18 protein-coding genes are annotated in these 15,002 nt (G+C 35.3%); 3 read left to right on the top strand and 15 right to left on the bottom strand.

Annotated elements, in window-relative coordinates; genetic code table 11:
- Positions 1-50 precede the first annotated feature (50 nt).
- The 3 genes from panB to ACYQZV_RS02485 are packed head-to-tail and all read right to left on the bottom strand — an operon-like array spanning position 51 to position 2,179.
- A complete protein-coding gene (gene panB / locus ACYQZV_RS02495) occupies positions 51-848 on the bottom strand; it encodes a 3-methyl-2-oxobutanoate hydroxymethyltransferase (RefSeq protein WP_459892858.1) in 798 nt (265 codons plus the stop codon).
- Complete coding sequence (gene prfB / locus ACYQZV_RS02490) at positions 838-1,965, bottom strand: peptide chain release factor 2 (protein WP_459892856.1); 1,128 nt, start codon at positions 1,963-1,965, stop codon at positions 838-840. The genes panB and prfB overlap by 11 nt, the downstream gene beginning before the upstream one ends.
- 1 nt (position 1,966) lies before the next feature.
- Positions 1,967-2,179 (bottom strand): heavy-metal-associated domain-containing protein, encoded by a 213-nt coding sequence (locus ACYQZV_RS02485; protein WP_459892854.1) that lies wholly within the window; start codon positions 2,177-2,179, stop codon positions 1,967-1,969.
- A 124-nt stretch (positions 2,180-2,303) separates the two neighbouring features.
- Here ACYQZV_RS02485 and dnaJ point away from each other — a divergent pair, with 124 nt between their 5' ends.
- Entirely contained in the window at positions 2,304-3,461 is a 1,158-nt protein-coding gene (gene dnaJ / locus ACYQZV_RS02480) for a molecular chaperone DnaJ (RefSeq protein ID WP_459892852.1), read from the top strand.
- Positions 3,451-3,846, top strand: a complete 396-nt coding sequence (locus ACYQZV_RS02475; RefSeq protein ID WP_459892850.1) for a MerR family transcriptional regulator — start codon at positions 3,451-3,453, stop codon at positions 3,844-3,846. The genes dnaJ and ACYQZV_RS02475 overlap by 11 nt, the downstream gene beginning before the upstream one ends.
- Here ACYQZV_RS02475 and ACYQZV_RS02470 read toward each other — a convergent pair.
- Genes ACYQZV_RS02470 through ACYQZV_RS02445 form a run of 6 tightly spaced genes read right to left on the bottom strand, consistent with a single transcriptional unit; the run spans position 3,843 to position 9,583 of the window.
- Positions 3,843-4,139 (bottom strand): cupin domain-containing protein, encoded by a 297-nt coding sequence (locus ACYQZV_RS02470; RefSeq protein WP_459892848.1) that lies wholly within the window; start codon positions 4,137-4,139, stop codon positions 3,843-3,845. The genes ACYQZV_RS02475 and ACYQZV_RS02470 overlap by 4 nt on opposite strands.
- On the bottom strand, positions 4,132-5,517 hold the full coding sequence (gene glmU / locus ACYQZV_RS02465; RefSeq protein WP_459892846.1) for a bifunctional UDP-N-acetylglucosamine diphosphorylase/glucosamine-1-phosphate N-acetyltransferase GlmU: 1,386 nt from the start codon (positions 5,515-5,517) through the stop codon (positions 4,132-4,134). Before glmU ends, ACYQZV_RS02470 begins: the two co-directional genes overlap by 8 nt.
- A gap of 9 nt (positions 5,518-5,526) precedes the next feature.
- Entirely contained in the window at positions 5,527-6,432 is a 906-nt protein-coding gene (locus ACYQZV_RS02460; RefSeq protein ID WP_459892844.1) for an amino acid--tRNA ligase-related protein, read from the bottom strand.
- Complete coding sequence (gene queC / locus ACYQZV_RS02455; protein WP_459892842.1) at positions 6,429-7,079, bottom strand: 7-cyano-7-deazaguanine synthase QueC; 651 nt, start codon at positions 7,077-7,079, stop codon at positions 6,429-6,431. The genes ACYQZV_RS02460 and queC overlap by 4 nt, the downstream gene beginning before the upstream one ends.
- Before the next feature lies 1 nt (position 7,080).
- Complete coding sequence (locus ACYQZV_RS02450; RefSeq protein WP_459892840.1) at positions 7,081-8,706, bottom strand: methyl-accepting chemotaxis protein; 1,626 nt, start codon at positions 8,704-8,706, stop codon at positions 7,081-7,083.
- Entirely contained in the window at positions 8,696-9,583 is an 888-nt protein-coding gene (locus ACYQZV_RS02445; protein ID WP_459892838.1) for a tetratricopeptide repeat protein, read from the bottom strand. The genes ACYQZV_RS02450 and ACYQZV_RS02445 overlap by 11 nt, the downstream gene beginning before the upstream one ends.
- A gap of 82 nt (positions 9,584-9,665) precedes the next feature.
- On the opposite strand from ACYQZV_RS02445, the gene ACYQZV_RS02440 reads away from it, so the two are divergent.
- Positions 9,666-10,082, top strand: coding sequence for a putative metalloprotease CJM1_0395 family protein (locus ACYQZV_RS02440; protein ID WP_459892836.1), 417 nt, complete (start codon positions 9,666-9,668; stop codon positions 10,080-10,082).
- Here ACYQZV_RS02440 and ACYQZV_RS02435 read toward each other — a convergent pair.
- The 6 genes from ACYQZV_RS02435 to ACYQZV_RS02410 form a co-directional block, all read right to left on the bottom strand.
- A complete protein-coding gene (locus tag ACYQZV_RS02435) occupies positions 10,073-10,897 on the bottom strand; it encodes an alpha/beta hydrolase (protein WP_459892834.1) in 825 nt (274 codons plus the stop codon). The genes ACYQZV_RS02440 and ACYQZV_RS02435 overlap by 10 nt on opposite strands.
- Position 10,898: 1 nt before the next feature.
- On the bottom strand, positions 10,899-12,260 hold the full coding sequence (locus ACYQZV_RS02430) for an aspartate aminotransferase family protein (RefSeq protein ID WP_459892832.1): 1,362 nt from the start codon (positions 12,258-12,260) through the stop codon (positions 10,899-10,901).
- A complete protein-coding gene (locus ACYQZV_RS02425) occupies positions 12,208-12,900 on the bottom strand; it encodes an MtnX-like HAD-IB family phosphatase (protein ID WP_459893110.1) in 693 nt (230 codons plus the stop codon). Before ACYQZV_RS02425 ends, ACYQZV_RS02430 begins: the two co-directional genes overlap by 53 nt.
- A complete protein-coding gene (gene tpx, locus ACYQZV_RS02420; protein ID WP_459892830.1) occupies positions 12,897-13,403 on the bottom strand; it encodes a thiol peroxidase in 507 nt (168 codons plus the stop codon). The genes ACYQZV_RS02425 and tpx overlap by 4 nt, the downstream gene beginning before the upstream one ends.
- A 76-nt stretch (positions 13,404-13,479) precedes the next feature.
- Entirely contained in the window at positions 13,480-14,379 is a 900-nt protein-coding gene (locus tag ACYQZV_RS02415; RefSeq protein ID WP_459892828.1) for a 5'-3' exonuclease, read from the bottom strand.
- Positions 14,379-14,873, bottom strand: coding sequence for a bifunctional nuclease family protein (locus ACYQZV_RS02410; RefSeq protein WP_459892826.1), 495 nt, complete (start codon positions 14,871-14,873; stop codon positions 14,379-14,381). Before ACYQZV_RS02410 ends, ACYQZV_RS02415 begins: the two co-directional genes overlap by 1 nt.
- Positions 14,874-15,002 lie beyond the last annotated feature (129 nt).

Here is a 15,002-nt window from a genome sequence, read left to right as displayed (position 1 = left end):
TAAATATATTTAATCTTAGTATCATTATCAATGGGTTTACTCATGAAATATCAATAGATATGTTCTTCTGATGGAAATACCTTCTCTTCCACCTCTTTTTTATAGCTTTTAACAGCGTCTAAAAATATTTGATAACCGTTTGTGTATCTTTTTACAAACTTTGGCTTCATAAAATCCACAAGACCAACGATGTCTTCAAAAACAAGCACCTGTCCATCGGTATCTGCACCTGCCCCTATTCCTATTGTAATTGCATTTTCTGATGTGAGCTCTCTTGCCAAAGCCCTTGGTATGCTTTCAAATACCACCATAAAAGCTCCAGCTTCTACAACGCTTTTAAAATCTTCCTTTATAATATTTTTCTCTTCTTCGGTTTTTCCCATAAATCTAAACTTTCCGATGGTGTTTATCCACTGAGGCGTAAAACCTATATGAGCGCATACTGGTATCCCTACCTTTGTAAGCTTTTCAATAAGGGGTGCAAAATAACTGCCACCTTCAATTTTTACAGCATCAGCCTTTGTCTCTTTTATTGCTAAACCACAGTTTTTTATAGCTTCTTCTACAGAGCTTTGATAACTCATAAAAGGCATATCCACTATGGTAAAAGTATTTGGCGCTCCTTTTTTTACCGCTTTAGCATGGTATATCATTTCCTCTAGTGTTACGCCCAAGGTGTTGGGTTCTCCTTTAAACACCATGCCAAGAGAATCTCCTACTAATATAGTATCAATCCCTGCTTCTTCACATATTTTAGCTGATATATAGCTACTTAGAGAAACCATCGTTATTTTTTGATGGTTTTTTTTCTTTTTAAATAAAAGCTCTATGTTTAGTTTATTGGTCATCTTCTTGGTTTTCAAAAGAAAGCTGATTTAAAGCCTTCTTTTTTAGGTAAGCTTCTATAAAGTTATCAATTTCACCATCCATAACAGCCTCTACATTGCCAGACTCTTCACCTGTTCTTAAATCTTTAACAAGCTGGGATGGTTGAAATATGTAAGAGCGTATCTTATAACCCCATCCTATATCTGTTTTTGGACCTTCTAAGCTTTTTTTCTTTTCTTCTATTTTCTGCAACTCTAATTGATACAGCCTAGCTTTTAGCATCTCCATAGCTTTTCTTCTGTTTTGAATTTGAGAACGCTCTTGTTGACAAGCCACCACTATGCCAGTGGGAATATGGGTTATCCTTACCGCGGTATCTGTCTTGTTTACATATTGACCACCAGCACCAGAAGCCCTATAGGTATCTATCCTGAGGTCTTCTTCCTTTATTTCTATATTTACATCTTCGCTCACCTCTGGGACCACAAGCACAGAGGCAAAGGACGTGTGTCTTCTGGCATTGGCATCAAAAGGCGATATTCTTACAAGCCTATGGACACCGTTTTCAGATTTTAAATAACCGTAAGCGTAAGGTCCTTTAATGTAAAGGGTGGCGCTTTTTATACCAGCTACATCGTCTGGATTTATATCTGTAAGTTGTACTTCATAACCATGTTTTTCAGCCCATCTTGTGTACATCCTAAGAAGCATGCTAGCCCAATCACAAGCTTCGGTCCCACCAGCACCAGCTTGTATGGTAAGATAAGCGTTGTTTATATCCATTTCATCAGAAAGATAAGTCTCTAGCTCAAACTTCTTTAAATCTTTTTCTACAGCTTCTAATTCTTCGCTTATTAAAAGCGTTGTGTCTAAATCTTCCTCTTTCAGTTCGCTTACCATTTCATCTAAGTCTTTTATACGGCTTTTAAGAGATATATATGTGTTTAACTTATCTTGAAGAGCTTTTCTTTTTTGGCTTATGCTTTTTGCTTTTTCTTGGTCAGACCAAAAATCTGGCGTTGACATCATTTGATCATACTTTTCTATTTCTTTTTTAATCTTTTCCTCGTCTACAGATGAAGATAGCTCTTCAAAACGCTTTTTTATATCAGAAAAATTGCTTGCTATTTCTATCATATTATTTAATATCTACTACTTTATATCCCCACTCTTCTATAGCCTTTTTGATATCTTGGTCCGAGAGCTTAGACTCATCGTATTCTACTTCAGAACACTTTTCATTTAACTTGGTATCATAGCTATTTACACCTTCCAAAGATCCAATAGCTCTATTTACTGTGCTTACGCAATGCATACATGTCATGCCTTCTATATAAAAAATTTTCCTCATATATATATATTATAATCTCAAAAGCCCAACAAGTATATAAAAATTATCATGGTTTTAAGATTTTATTATAAACATTGATATAAAGCACTTGACAATAATACACTAATATTTTATAATAATAAGTATGAAGAAAGACTACTACGAAATATTAGGGGTTAGTAGAAACGCAACGCAAGAGGAGATTAAAAAAGCCTACCGTAGACTGGCAAGAAAGTACCATCCAGACTTTAACAAAGAGCCAGGCGCTGAAGAGAAGTTTAAAGAAATAAATCAAGCTTACCAAGTGCTTTCCGATGAAAACAAGAGGAAAATTTACGACCAGTTTGGAGAAGAAGGATTATCAGCCAGCATGGGTCAACAAGGTGCCCAAGACTTCTGGACAAGAACAACCACAGACTTTAGCAACTTGGAAGATATACTAAAAGACTTCTTTGGTTTTGGGGATGTTTTCTCAGAGGATATATTTACAGGTGGTAAAAAATCAAGAACTTCTTCAAGGCAACAAAGACCCATAAACGGCGAAGATATAGTAAAAACCGTAGAGCTAACTTTAGAAGAAGCTTACACTGGCAAAAAAATAAATTTAGAGATAGAAAAAGGAGTCCCTTGTGATGTATGTGGTGGATATGGATACGACAAAAACACAGAAAAAGTATGTCCCACATGCAAGGGTACTGGCAGCATAAACCAAAGGGCCATGTTTTTCTCTATATCCACCACTTGCCCTCAGTGCGGTGGTAGTGGCTACGTAAGGGAAGCTTGTAAAAAATGCAAAGGGCAATCTTATATCTTTAGAAAAGAAGTCATTCCCGTAAATATACCACCGGGCGTTGATAATGGCTCAAAGTTGGTGGTAGATGGGCAAGGACACGCAGGATTGTTTGGTGGAAAACCGGGAAACTTATACGTCATAACCAAAATACTACCCCATGAAATATTTAAAAGAAAGGGTGATGATTTGTATGCGGATATAAATATAACATATCCAGAAGCTGTAATGGGTACTACTTTAGAAATAAAAGGCCTAAAAGGAGATACCATAACGGTAGAAATACCACCTGGTACAAAAGAAGGAGAAAAGATAACGATACCTGGAAAAGGCATGCCAAGACTAAAGGGTAGTGACTACGGCAACTTATATGTAATACCTCACATAGATGTACCGAAATTCAATATGCTTTCTAAGCTAATGGGAGATGGTAAAAAAGCAGAGAAACTCCTTAAGGATTTAGATAAGATTTTACCAAAACCTGAAAGGGTGGTGAAAAGCTATGAGCGCTGATAGAAGAGCTAAAGCTGTGTTTACAATAGGCACTGTAGCTAAGATGTACAAAATACATCCTCAAACACTTAGACTCTACGAAAGGGAAGGTCTTTTAAAACCCTCAAGGACAGAAGGCAACACAAGGCTCTATACAGAAGAGGACCTTGAGCAACTGGAATTTATACTTATGTTGGCAAGGGATTTGGGCGTAAATATAGCCGGCATAGACGTCATCCTCAATATGAAAAGACAAATGGAAGAGATGCAAAAAGGTATAGAGCTTTTAATAGATATAATAAAGAGATTAAGAACTGAAAACGTAAAACAAGAAGACGTAGATAAAGCGATAGTGCTTATGAGCGGTTTAAACAAAGGGGTAATCCAGATTACTAAAAAAACTTAACCCTTACTTCCACAAACGTATCTTACACCTTTTTCTGTCTTAGCCCAATGTGGAGTATCTGGTGCCAAAATTATTTTATCTCCTGGCAAAAGCTTGAAAACTTTATCTTTTACCCCTATTTCCACTTCACCAGACACCACCCATCTAACCTCTTCATGTTCGTGGGTATGCCAAGGATAGTATGTGCCTTTAGCATCTTCCCATGAATACACATCGTAGCCCTCTTCTTTAAGAGTATCTTTTATGGCTTGTTCGTCCTTTATATCGGTTCTTTCAAAGATAACTTCACTCATCCTTTACTTTTGATTTATCTTCAAGTATTTTTAAATCTGCCCTTTCTACAGCCAAAGCTTTTGGTGGCACATCCTTTGTAATGACAGAACCACCTGCTATAAAAGCGTAATCGCCTATATTTCTTGGAGCTATTATAAGGGAGTTGCTTCCTATAAAAGCATGATGTCCTATGTAAGTCTGATGCTTTTGTTTACCATCGAAGTTTGCTATGACAGTACCAGCTCCTACGTTTGTTTTTTTACCTATGTTTACATCTCCCAAGTAAGAAAGGTGCTTTGCCATCACATTTTCTTGAAGTTTTGCGTTTTTAAGCTCTACAAAGCTTCCCACGTGAGAGCCTTTACCTACAACAGAGTTATCTCTTATATGACACATGGGTCCCACAATGGCCCCTTCTTCTACAGTAGCGTTTTTTATATAGCTCATGGGTAGCACAGTGGCTCCTTCTTTCACGATAGCATTTTCCAAATAGCTACCGTTCATAACCTTAGCCTTTTTATGAACAACGGTATTGCCTTTTAAAACAACATTTGGAAATATCTCTACATCCAATTCTACTTTTACATCTGGTTCTATGTATACAGATTCCGGTGAATGTATGGTAACACCAGCCCTTGCCAAATTTTCCAATATCCTCATCTTCATCACGCTTTCTGCAAAGCTAAGCTCCCATCTGTCGTTCACACCAAAAATCTCCGTTATCTCGGAAGCCATGAAACTTCTACAAACAAAGCCAAGTTTCGTCATAATCTCTACAATGTCTGTAATGTAAAGTTCGTTGGTTTTTTCGCTAGGTCTTAGATGTTTTACAGCCTCTTTTAAATAAGGTACATAAAACATATAAAGACCGCCGTTTACTTCGTTTATTTGTTTTTCCTCATAAGTAGCTTCTTTTTCTTCTACTATTTTTATCACATCGCCCTTGCCATCTTTTACTATCCTTCCATAACCAGTAGGGTCTGGTAAAAAAGAAGACAACACCAAAGCCCCTACTTTTATCTTTTCATACTCTTCTACCATGTGCAAGAATCTTTGCATACCCTTTAGGGTGTCTGGTTTTACCAAAGGAGCGTCACCGTTTGCCACGAGGATGTAATCGCCCATATCTTCGAAAAATGCTTTAGCCGATAGCAAAGCATCCGCCGTCCCACCCTTTGGATTTGCCTGCTCGAAAAAAGATACGTTTTCACCCTTTAAAGCTTCCAAAACCGCTTCTTTCTTGTGGGATATAACAACACCTATATCCACTATATTAGCTTGCTTTATATACTCTAAAACATACCATATGATAGGCTTTCCGAGCATCTCATGCAACACTTTGTGTTTATCGCTTTTAAACCTAGTACCCAAACCAGCTGCTAATATTATCGCTTTCATAACTATATTTTAACCTAGTACACCCTTGCTTGTAGCGTAAAAGTAAAATAGCCTTTCTATGCCTATCGAATACCCTGCATAGGGAAAATCGTTGTGATAATCTTCTACAAGCTTTTCTTTATCGTTTATGGGCTTGTAGGAAGCGGCTTGCTCTACTATATATCTTATTTTATCCTTGCTTGTCTCTTCTATCCAGCCGTTGGCTATTTCAATGCCATCTATAAAAAGCTCAAAACGTTTTGATATATCACCATCACATCTTGAAAGTATGCCCATTTTACAGGGAAAATCCACCAAAAACTCTATCTGGCTTTTGCCAAGATGCTCTTGCATTTGCACCATTATCTTATCCACTAAATCTTCCCATGTGTCTTTATCATCAAAGTCATAACCAAAAGATATAAGGTTGTTTTTAAATATATCTTCATCCTCTGAAAATATAACCCCTATATACTCTTCAAAGGCTTTCTCAAAAGAAGTTAGCTTTGGTGTGGTAGAGATATGTTTTATCTTTTCTCCTAAAAGCTCAAAAACAAGCTCTGATATCTCTTTTATAATGTCTATATTTTCTACATTATAGCACTCTAGCATCGTAAACTCTATATTGTTTAAATGCCCACACTCGTTGTCTCTAAACACTTTTGCTATTTGAAATATATTTGATTTATAGGTTTTTAAAAGGGCTTTCATAAATCTTTCTGGGGATGTGTGAAGATATGCTTTTTCTTTTTTGCCACAGTAAGTTATATCTATTTCCACAGGTTTTATATATTTCTCTAAATTTGGCTCGTCTTGAATGTATGGTGTAAAAACCTCTGTATAGCCTCTTTTTTTGTAAAAGCCTCTTATTTTATCTATAAATTCTTCATAGAGTTTTGGGGCTTTTAACGGTAAAGAAAAAATATCTTCTATCATAAAACACCATCTAAAGCTTCTTTTCTTTGAATACAAGTGGCACACTTTCCACAAGGGGGTTCCGTGCCTTCGTAGCAGCTGTAAGTTTTATCAAAAGGTACACCAAGAGATTTACCAAGTATAGCTATATCTTTTTTAGAAAAGCCTAAAAACGGGGCATAAACATGAATTCTTTTCTTGGTTTTCACCACGAAAGAAGACCCAGCATTTATGGCAGCTTCGGCAGACGATATAAACTCAGGCCTACAATCTGGATACGGAGCATCTACAGCGTGGACTGCTATACCTATGTTTTCTATACCAACCTCATCGGCAATACCAGAGGCAATAGCTAAAAACGTTAGATTTCTCATTGGCACATACGTTATAGGCACATCGGTAGGATAAGCTTCCTTTGGTATATCTTGATTGGAACCACTCAAAAGAGCAGAGTTAAACTTTATCTCTTTGTAATGAGGAATTTTTACAACAAAATGTTCTTTTACCTTTGCCATTTCTCCAAGTATCTTAGCATACTTTAGCTCTACCACATGTTTTTGACCGTAATCAAAAGATATAGCGTATACGTTATCAAACTTTGTTTTTGCTTCCCATAAGAGGGTGGCGGAGTCCATACCACCAGATAAAAGCACTAAAATATCAGCCATATCAATCCACCTTAAACTTTTTAAGCGTATTTCCTAAAACAGCGCTGGCGTTTGCCATCTCTTCTATACTATCAGATAAATCTGTTATAATCTTGTTTATATTAGAAGATATATTCTTTAACGTATTTATAGAGTTCTGAATTTCTTTTATTGTCTGAGCTTGTTCTTCTGGGGCATTGGCTATTTTATCAGATATCTCAGCGGAGGATTTAGATATTAAAAGTATGTTTTCATATTGCTTTACAAGATTTTCCATCTGTTCAGCACCCACTTTGATAGCATCCGCTATTGATATGGTAATGTTTGATATGTTTTTGGCAAAACCACCAGTTCTTTCTGCTAACTTTTTTACTTCATCTGCCACTACAGCAAAACCCCTTCCCTGTTCTCCTACCCTTGCAGCTTCTATTGCAGCGTTTAACGCCAAAAGGTTAGTCTGCTCTGCTATAAAAAGAATATTTTCCGTGATAACATCTATTTGTTTTCCCATCTGCTCTATGTTTCTTACAGCTTCTTGGGCTTTTATAAGCTCTTTTTTGCCTATCTCTAAACTATCTATCACTTCTTTTGTGATGTTTTTAGCCTCTTGGGTATTTTCCGCTATTGAGTTTATAGCTATAGACGTTTGGTCCGTAGCGTTTTTAATATGCTCTACTTGGTCTTTTAAAGTTGATTTTGACTCGTCTAAATCCATGCTGATACCAAATATTTGGGCTTGTATCTCAGCCATATGACCTACGCTATTTTCTATATTTTTAAAAGCGTCTTTTAACTTATCCATAGATATATTTACAAAGTCTACGAGATCTTTTACATCGCCTTTAGATTCTAAGGTTATCTTTTTGGTTAAATCGCCTTCTGATATATTGTAGAAAACATCTTTAATACTTGATATAGCTTTATTTATCTCATCTATAAATATAGCCAAAGACCTTGCAATAATCTGGATTTCACCTTTAAATTTACTTGCGTCAAAGGATACACTCAAGTCCATTTTATCAGTAGTTTCTTTTATTAGATTTTCTAAATCCTCTACATCCTTTTGTATGCTGTTTTCCATAAAATAATTGAAAACAACCAAAAATACAACAACGCCCATTATAGCAAAAAATATGTACTTTGTTATAGAGTTTATATGGTCTTTAATGTATAACTCTTTTTGGGATATAGAGGATGCTTTAGCCTTTATAAGCATATCAAAGCGTTTTCTCAATGGAACCCATATCTTGCTCTGAACATTTATACTTTGCCCTATATAATAATTTTGATTGTTAGTATTTATATTGTTTACTACTTCATTTGTAAAAGCTATAAAATTGTTTAGATAAGATTTTAGCGCTTCATCTTTTATTAGCTTCATTTTAGCGTTTATATTTTTCAAAGCGTTGTTGTACATATTGTGGGCTTTTTGGTCAGAAGGGTTAAGCATTATTGTAGTATAAGCGTTTTTTAGCGTTAGTACATCTGTTAAAAGCTTGTATAGGTCAACCTCTGAATGAGATACCTCTATGTAAGTATTTACGTTTTGTTTTATGTTGTTATCTAATATATAAAGAATGCCTTGAGCCACAAAAGCTCCCAAAATCATAAAAATTTGTATAATCCATAGCTTGGCTTTAATACTCATTGGCTATCTCTTCTGAGGATATATTTTTTTGTATAGACTTTGCCAAACCTTCCGCACCTATTTGATTCGCCAGCGTCAAAGCTTTTTGATAATAGAGTATAGCTTTGTCCCTTTTGTCTTTATTATCGTAATACCAACCCATATACTGATATCCCACCGCTTCCCAGTATTTGTTACCATTTACTAAACCTAAGCCTTTTTGTATACATTGTTTCGCATCTTTAAAATCTAAAAGCTTAAGATACAAAACACCCATATTTAGATAAGTAGCACCCTCATGAACTTTATCTCCTTTTTCGTTAAAAGCTTGAGAAGATCTCGCATAATACTGAAGAGCCTTATGAGGATGATTTAGGTCTTCGTAGCAAAGGGCTATGTTGTTTAATATTGTGGGACTGTTAGAATCTTGTTTTAAAGCTTTTTTATAAAAATTTATAGCGGAGTCGTAATAACCCTCTGAATAAAATATATGAGCTATGTTTGAAAGATTGTCCACAATACCCTTGCTATCTCCAAGAGATTTTGCCAGCTTATAAGCTTTTGTGTAATTTTCCAAAGCCTTTGCTTTGTTTCCCATCATATCGTAGCTAACACCAAGATAGTTGTAAAGTGCCTCTTGCTGGTAGCGAGTATTTGCATTTTTTTTAGCATTTTTCAAATAAGATATAGCATTTTTTGGTTCTCCTAAGGAAAGATAAGACATGGCGGCGCACATGTTGTAGTTAAAATCGTACTTGTTCCATTTAAGAGAGCTTTTTGCTAGCTCTATAGCCTTTTTATAGTTTTTTGATTGAAACAAGTTTATACATTGCTCTGCGCCAGCGTAGGAAATACCAATATATATAGCCAATAAGAATACAATTTTATATACCTTCATAAGAGTATTTTAACAGCAAACACATACGAATATTATGATTTTTCTTGCAGATAAAATATAAGTTTTACTTATAATAAATTTTATGATAGGGGCTATTAGCTTTCCTATTTTATCTAAAAGCGACAAACCTTCAAATCAAAGGAGTATACAAACTCAACAAGAGATAAATCAACTAAAAGCCATAGACCAAGACGTTAGAGCTCACGAGATGGCTCACAAGATAGCGGGTGGAGATTTAACAGGTCCAATAAACTATAAATATGTAGTGGGGCCAGACGGTAAAAAGTATGCAGTGGGTGGAGATGTAAGTATAGATGTATCGCCTGGTCCTACACCGCAGGATACCATAAGAAAAATGCAAAGGGTAATAAAAGCCGCTTTAGCACCAATAGACCCATCAGCCCAAGATAGAGCCGTGGCAGCCCAAGCTCAAATGCTTTTAGAGCAAGCTCAAATCGAAATGCAAAAAGAAGGTTCACATATATCGGTTTATGCTTGATAAACTTCCATTTTCTGATGTTTCTTTTCTGACAAAGAATTAAAAAAGGCTATTGTCTCACTTGAAACCACATCCTTTTCGTTGTCCATAGTTATGATGTGATAGCTATTTGAAAGTTCTACAAATTTTTTAACTTTACTTGGAGCTTTTTCGTATATAAATCTTGCACCCTTTATGGAAGATAAGTCATCTTCTTTGGAATGTATAATGATAAACGGTGCTTTTAGAAGGTTGATACGCTTTTTTATATATTTAGCCATTCTTTTTAATTCTACTATCGTAGGCGCTGGTATCTTGTCGTAAGCTATAGCCTCGTTTTGTTCTAATTTCATCATATTTACAATCTTTTTTCTCATGGCTTCGTTTTTTATACCAAAGGGTTCTTTTTCTTTCCAATAGTATATGTGTTTTAGCGGTGTATAAAGCCCCAAAGGTAACAAAAATCTATACCAAGGTATAGCCCAGCCGTCTATTCCAATGGCAGGCGCCCAAGAGCCAACCCCGTCTATATCTGGAAATTCCATACCAAGCATAAGAGAAAGCATACCACCTACACAAAGCCCAGCCACAAACACTTCGCTGTATTTGGCTTTTAAATCAAGGTAAAAGTTTTTTGAAAAAGTGTAAAGCTCTTCCCATTTGGTTTTTTTCAACTCTTCCAAGCTAGAACAATGACCTGGTAAGACAGGAAAGTATACATCGTAATTTGCCTTGGAAAAATCCCTAGCTACCCATCTTAACTCCAGAGGAGTACCAGTAAGCCCATGAAGAAGTAAAACAGCTTTTTCATTGTTGTTTCTTATAGAAAATTCCATATTATATCACCCTCTTAAAAAGCTGATCCAAGAGTTCTATAGCCATGTATATCTCTTCATCCGTTATCTCTAACGATGGAGCCAACGTAAATACATTTTTGTAGTATCCACCCACATCCAATACAAGACCGTATTTTTTACCCTTATAATCAAGATCTCCCCTTAGCCCTTCTTCCAATATTTTATCCGTCAAAGCCTTTGAAGGTGTAAAACCATCGCTTCCACAAACCTCTATCCTAAGGGCAAGTCCTATACCGTCTACATCCCCTATATTTTTATATTTTTTCTTTAAAAGCTCTAAACCCTCCAAAAACTTCTTACCTTTTTGTCTTACCATGCTTTCGTAGTCTTTTTCTTCTAAAATATTCATTACCTCAACTCCTGCTCTTACTCCTATGGGATTTGAAGAGAAGGTAGAGTGTGTAGAGCCAGCAGGCCAAACTTTTGGGTTTATAAGCTCTTCTTTTGCCCAAAGCCCCGATAAAGGGTTCATGCCGTTGGTTAAAGATTTACCAAACACAATGATATCCGGTTTAACACCATAGTGCTCTATACTCCAAAGCTTACCAGTCCTATAAAACCCCATTTGTATTTCATCGTCCACTAAAAGTATATTGGCTTGATCCAATATCTTTTTCAACCTTTTAAAGTATTCTGGCGGAGCTTTAACATATCCACCGGTACCTTGAACCGCTTCTACATAAAAGGCTGCGTATTCACATTCGTTGGTTTTTGGATTGTATATAGAATAATATTCTGATTCAAAAAGCTTTTCAAACTCCTTAACACAATAATAATCACAACTATCTAAGGTTTTACCGTATGGACATCTAAAACAGTAGGGAAAAGGTATAAAAAGCGCCCTATCTCCAAAGTGCCCAAACCTTTCTCTATACCTATAGCTAGACGTGATAGCGGTGGCACCTAAGGTCCTACCGTGATACCCACCCATAAAAGCAAAGTTTAGATTTTTCTTTTTATAGTTTCTTACGAGTTTTAAGCTATCCTCTATAGCTTGAGAACCACCTACGTTGAAATGGACTCTACCTTTTATGTTAAACCTTTTTAAATTGGCATCTACCAATTTTTTAGACAATATAACTTTTTCTTCAAATAAAAACTGAGAAGCAAGTTGCCCCATTTTATCCATTTGATTTTTTATGGCGTCGTTTATGCGCTTGTTTTTATATCCAAAGTTACAAGCGCTATACCACATTTGCAAGTCTAAGTATGGTATGTTTTCTTCATCGTAAAGATAAGAGCCTTCAGAAGCCTTGAAAATCTTTGGAGGATTTAGATAATGAACCGTATCACCCCAAGAACACACTTCGCTTTCTATAGCCAGTATATCCTCTTTCTTCATACAATTTCTCCAATACAAAAGGTAATTGATTTATTATATCCTCAAAATATGAAAAGCTAGTGAAATTACTAACATTTTGAGCTTTTAGAAAATTTAAAAGTTTACCTTTTGCAAATACAAAATCTGCATGTTTTATAGCACAAAAATCAGATACCCCATCTCCTACGTATATGTTTGTATCGGTTTTTAGTTTTTGTACCAAATCGCACTTACAAACACCAAGATTACAATCGTTTTTTGAATATCTATAAAGCGTTTTAAATTTGTTGTTTATAAAATAAAGATAATTTGCATATATACCATCTACTTTGTTTTTATAATCTCCCAATATTTTTTTTATAAAAAGCCTAAAACCATCGCTTACTATATACACCTTAGCGTTCAAATTGGATTTTACATAATCTAAAAAGGCAAAAAAGCTTTCGTCCATTTTAATGCTGTGTAAAAATTCTTCCAAATCTTTTTTGGTGATGTTTACCAAAGACATCTGAATATCTAAACATTCTTTAGAAGTTATTTTACCCTCTTGCCAAAGCTTCTCAGCCTCTTGCCATTCTTTAGAGGCGAAGCGCTCCAAGAGCGCGTCTACGGTATCTTGGAGCGTTATTGTACCGTCAAAATCACAAAAAAATGTTGTTATTTTAAACTCTCCAAAGCTTTTAACACTTCGTTGTAGTCTGGTTCTGATGTAATTTCTGGAACGAGTTGGAAATACTTTATGGTACCGTCTTTACCAACTATAAATATTGCCCTAGCCAAAAGCCCTTGCAACGGACCTTCTGTTATAAGTATTCCATAGGCTTTTCCAAAATCTTTATTTCTAAAATCAGATGCTACAGCTATATTTTCAACACCCTCGGTAGAACAGTATCTTTTAGAAGCAAAGGGTAAATCCATAGATACTACTGTAGTATCTACGTCCGTCATAGAACCTACCGCTTCGTTAAACTTACGAGTTTCTGTAGCACATACCGGTGTGTCCAAGGACGGTACAGCTATTATGAGTTGTACCTTGTCTTTAGCTCCACCTATCTTCTTGGTGGATAAATCAGTAAGAACTACTTCTACTTCAGGAGCCTTATCTCCTACTTTTATATCACCTGATAGTGATACATCGTTTCCTTTTAGTTTAGTTTTGAGCATGCTTTACCTCCTAAGGTTTTGCTTATAAAGGATAAGCGTTTTGGTCTTTATTACAATGATAATACACAGTTTTAATTTAGAAAAGCGTTTTTTGAACCCTTTTTTCTTTGATTTCTTCTTTAAATAATATGTTTAAATCTTTTATCAAGCTTTTCATATTAAAAGCCATGAAAAACTCTTCTGCTCTTTTTATATCTATATTGTATGATATCTTCATATCTTCTAAATCTATGCTTATCATCTTCAATATCTCTTGAGGGTCTAATTTTATAAGCTTATAAGATAGCTCTAAAGCTTCTTTTGAGGCTTCTTTGAAAGTGCTTTGTATATCATCCCAGTGCTTTAATATATTTTCTACAGACCCATATTTTTCTAAAAGCTCTAAAGCTTTTTTAGGACCTACACCTTTTATACCTTTTATGTTGTCTACAGCATCACCTATCAACGCCAAATAATCTGCAAGTTTTTTTGGTGGTACGCCAAACTTTTCTATCACAGCTTCTTCATCAAATACTTTATTTGTTATTGGGTTTACAACTATTATTTTTTTATCTTCTACAAGTTGCATCAAGTCCTTGTCTGGTGTATAGATTGTAAGATTTTTATCCCATTCTTTGGACTTGTAAGCAATATAAGCTATTATATCATCTGCTTCTAAGCCTTCTTTTTCTAAAAGCCTAATACCAAGGATATTTATAGCTTCCTTTATAAGCGGTATTTGAGAAACAAGCTCATTTGGGGTTTCTTTTCTAGTGGCTTTGTAATCTTTATAAATTTTATCCCTTATGGTAGGAGCAGGTAAGTCAAAAGCTATAGCAAAGTAATAAGGTTTTCTAGCTTTTAATATAGAAAAAACAGCCCTAATAAACCCATAAAAAGCACCTGTTTCTATACCATCTTCAGTTTTTAACGATGGTAGAGCATAATAGCTCCTATATAAAAAAGCCGAACCATCCAATATGTAAATAGTATCCATTAAGTATTTTTTTCAAAATCTTCTGGCTTTATATTTTCAATCCAGCTTCTTAAATCCTCTTCAGTTATATTTAAATCATCTTGAACTTCTATATCAGCGCTGCTGCTAAAAAGATCCTTATTAACATAAATAGGAGCATCAAATCTAAGAGCTATATTTATAGCATCGCTTGGCCTTGAATCTATAGTCAACTCCTCGCTAGGCAATCTTGTATTTTTTAAATGGATAGTAGCAATGTAAGTGTTGTTTTCCATAGAGTCTATGGTAACCATCTTTACACTATAGCCTGTAGCCATCAAAATGCTTTTAATAAGCTCGTATGTCATAGGTCTTGGAGAGTCCATCCCTTGCATATTCATAACTATGTTGTTAGCTTCAAAAACACCTATCCATATGGGCAAAGCCAAGCTGTCATCCTCTTTAGATTTAAGTATCACTATAGGCATCTGAGATATCGGATCTATCCCCATACCGCTAACGTAAACCTCTACCATCTTAAAAACCTCCTTATTGAAAATAATAGTTATTTTTTAGTAAAAATCAAGGGTGATGAAAAAAGATGTTTTAATGTAAGGCTACCCAGGAAAGGCAGCCTCTTTATATATTTGTACTTTATATATTTG

The sequence above is a fragment of the Hydrogenobaculum acidophilum genome (assembly GCF_054656715.1).
Note: the sequence above shows the minus strand (reverse complement) of the source record. Positions and strands in the feature narration are given on the sequence as shown.

Excerpts from the sequence above, each read along its gene's own strand:
- panB (WP_459892858.1), bottom strand. The coding sequence starts at position 848 with ATGACCAATAAACTAAACATAGAGCTTTTATTTAAAAAGAAAAAAAAC.
- prfB (WP_459892856.1), bottom strand. The coding sequence starts at position 1,965 with ATGATAGAAATAGCAAGCAATTTTTCTGATATAAAAAAGCGTTTTGAA.
- ACYQZV_RS02485 (WP_459892854.1), bottom strand. The coding sequence starts at position 2,179 with ATGAGGAAAATTTTTTATATAGAAGGCATGACATGTATGCATTGCGTA.
- dnaJ (WP_459892852.1), top strand. The coding sequence starts at position 2,304 with ATGAAGAAAGACTACTACGAAATATTAGGGGTTAGTAGAAACGCAACG.
- ACYQZV_RS02475 (WP_459892850.1), top strand. The coding sequence starts at position 3,451 with ATGAGCGCTGATAGAAGAGCTAAAGCTGTGTTTACAATAGGCACTGTA.
- ACYQZV_RS02470 (WP_459892848.1), bottom strand. The coding sequence starts at position 4,139 with ATGAGTGAAGTTATCTTTGAAAGAACCGATATAAAGGACGAACAAGCC.
- glmU (WP_459892846.1), bottom strand. The coding sequence starts at position 5,517 with ATGAAAGCGATAATATTAGCAGCTGGTTTGGGTACTAGGTTTAAAAGC.
- ACYQZV_RS02460 (WP_459892844.1), bottom strand. The coding sequence starts at position 6,432 with ATGATAGAAGATATTTTTTCTTTACCGTTAAAAGCCCCAAAACTCTAT.
- queC (WP_459892842.1), bottom strand. The coding sequence starts at position 7,079 with ATGGCTGATATTTTAGTGCTTTTATCTGGTGGTATGGACTCCGCCACC.
- ACYQZV_RS02450 (WP_459892840.1), bottom strand. The coding sequence starts at position 8,706 with ATGAGTATTAAAGCCAAGCTATGGATTATACAAATTTTTATGATTTTG.
- ACYQZV_RS02445 (WP_459892838.1), bottom strand. The coding sequence starts at position 9,583 with ATGAAGGTATATAAAATTGTATTCTTATTGGCTATATATATTGGTATT.
- ACYQZV_RS02440 (WP_459892836.1), top strand. The coding sequence starts at position 9,666 with ATGATAGGGGCTATTAGCTTTCCTATTTTATCTAAAAGCGACAAACCT.
- ACYQZV_RS02435 (WP_459892834.1), bottom strand. The coding sequence starts at position 10,897 with ATGGAATTTTCTATAAGAAACAACAATGAAAAAGCTGTTTTACTTCTT.
- ACYQZV_RS02430 (WP_459892832.1), bottom strand. The coding sequence starts at position 12,260 with ATGAAGAAAGAGGATATACTGGCTATAGAAAGCGAAGTGTGTTCTTGG.
- tpx (WP_459892830.1), bottom strand. The coding sequence starts at position 13,403 with ATGCTCAAAACTAAACTAAAAGGAAACGATGTATCACTATCAGGTGAT.
- ACYQZV_RS02415 (WP_459892828.1), bottom strand. The coding sequence starts at position 14,379 with ATGGATACTATTTACATATTGGATGGTTCGGCTTTTTTATATAGGAGC.
- ACYQZV_RS02410 (WP_459892826.1), bottom strand. The coding sequence starts at position 14,873 with ATGGTAGAGGTTTACGTTAGCGGTATGGGGATAGATCCGATATCTCAG.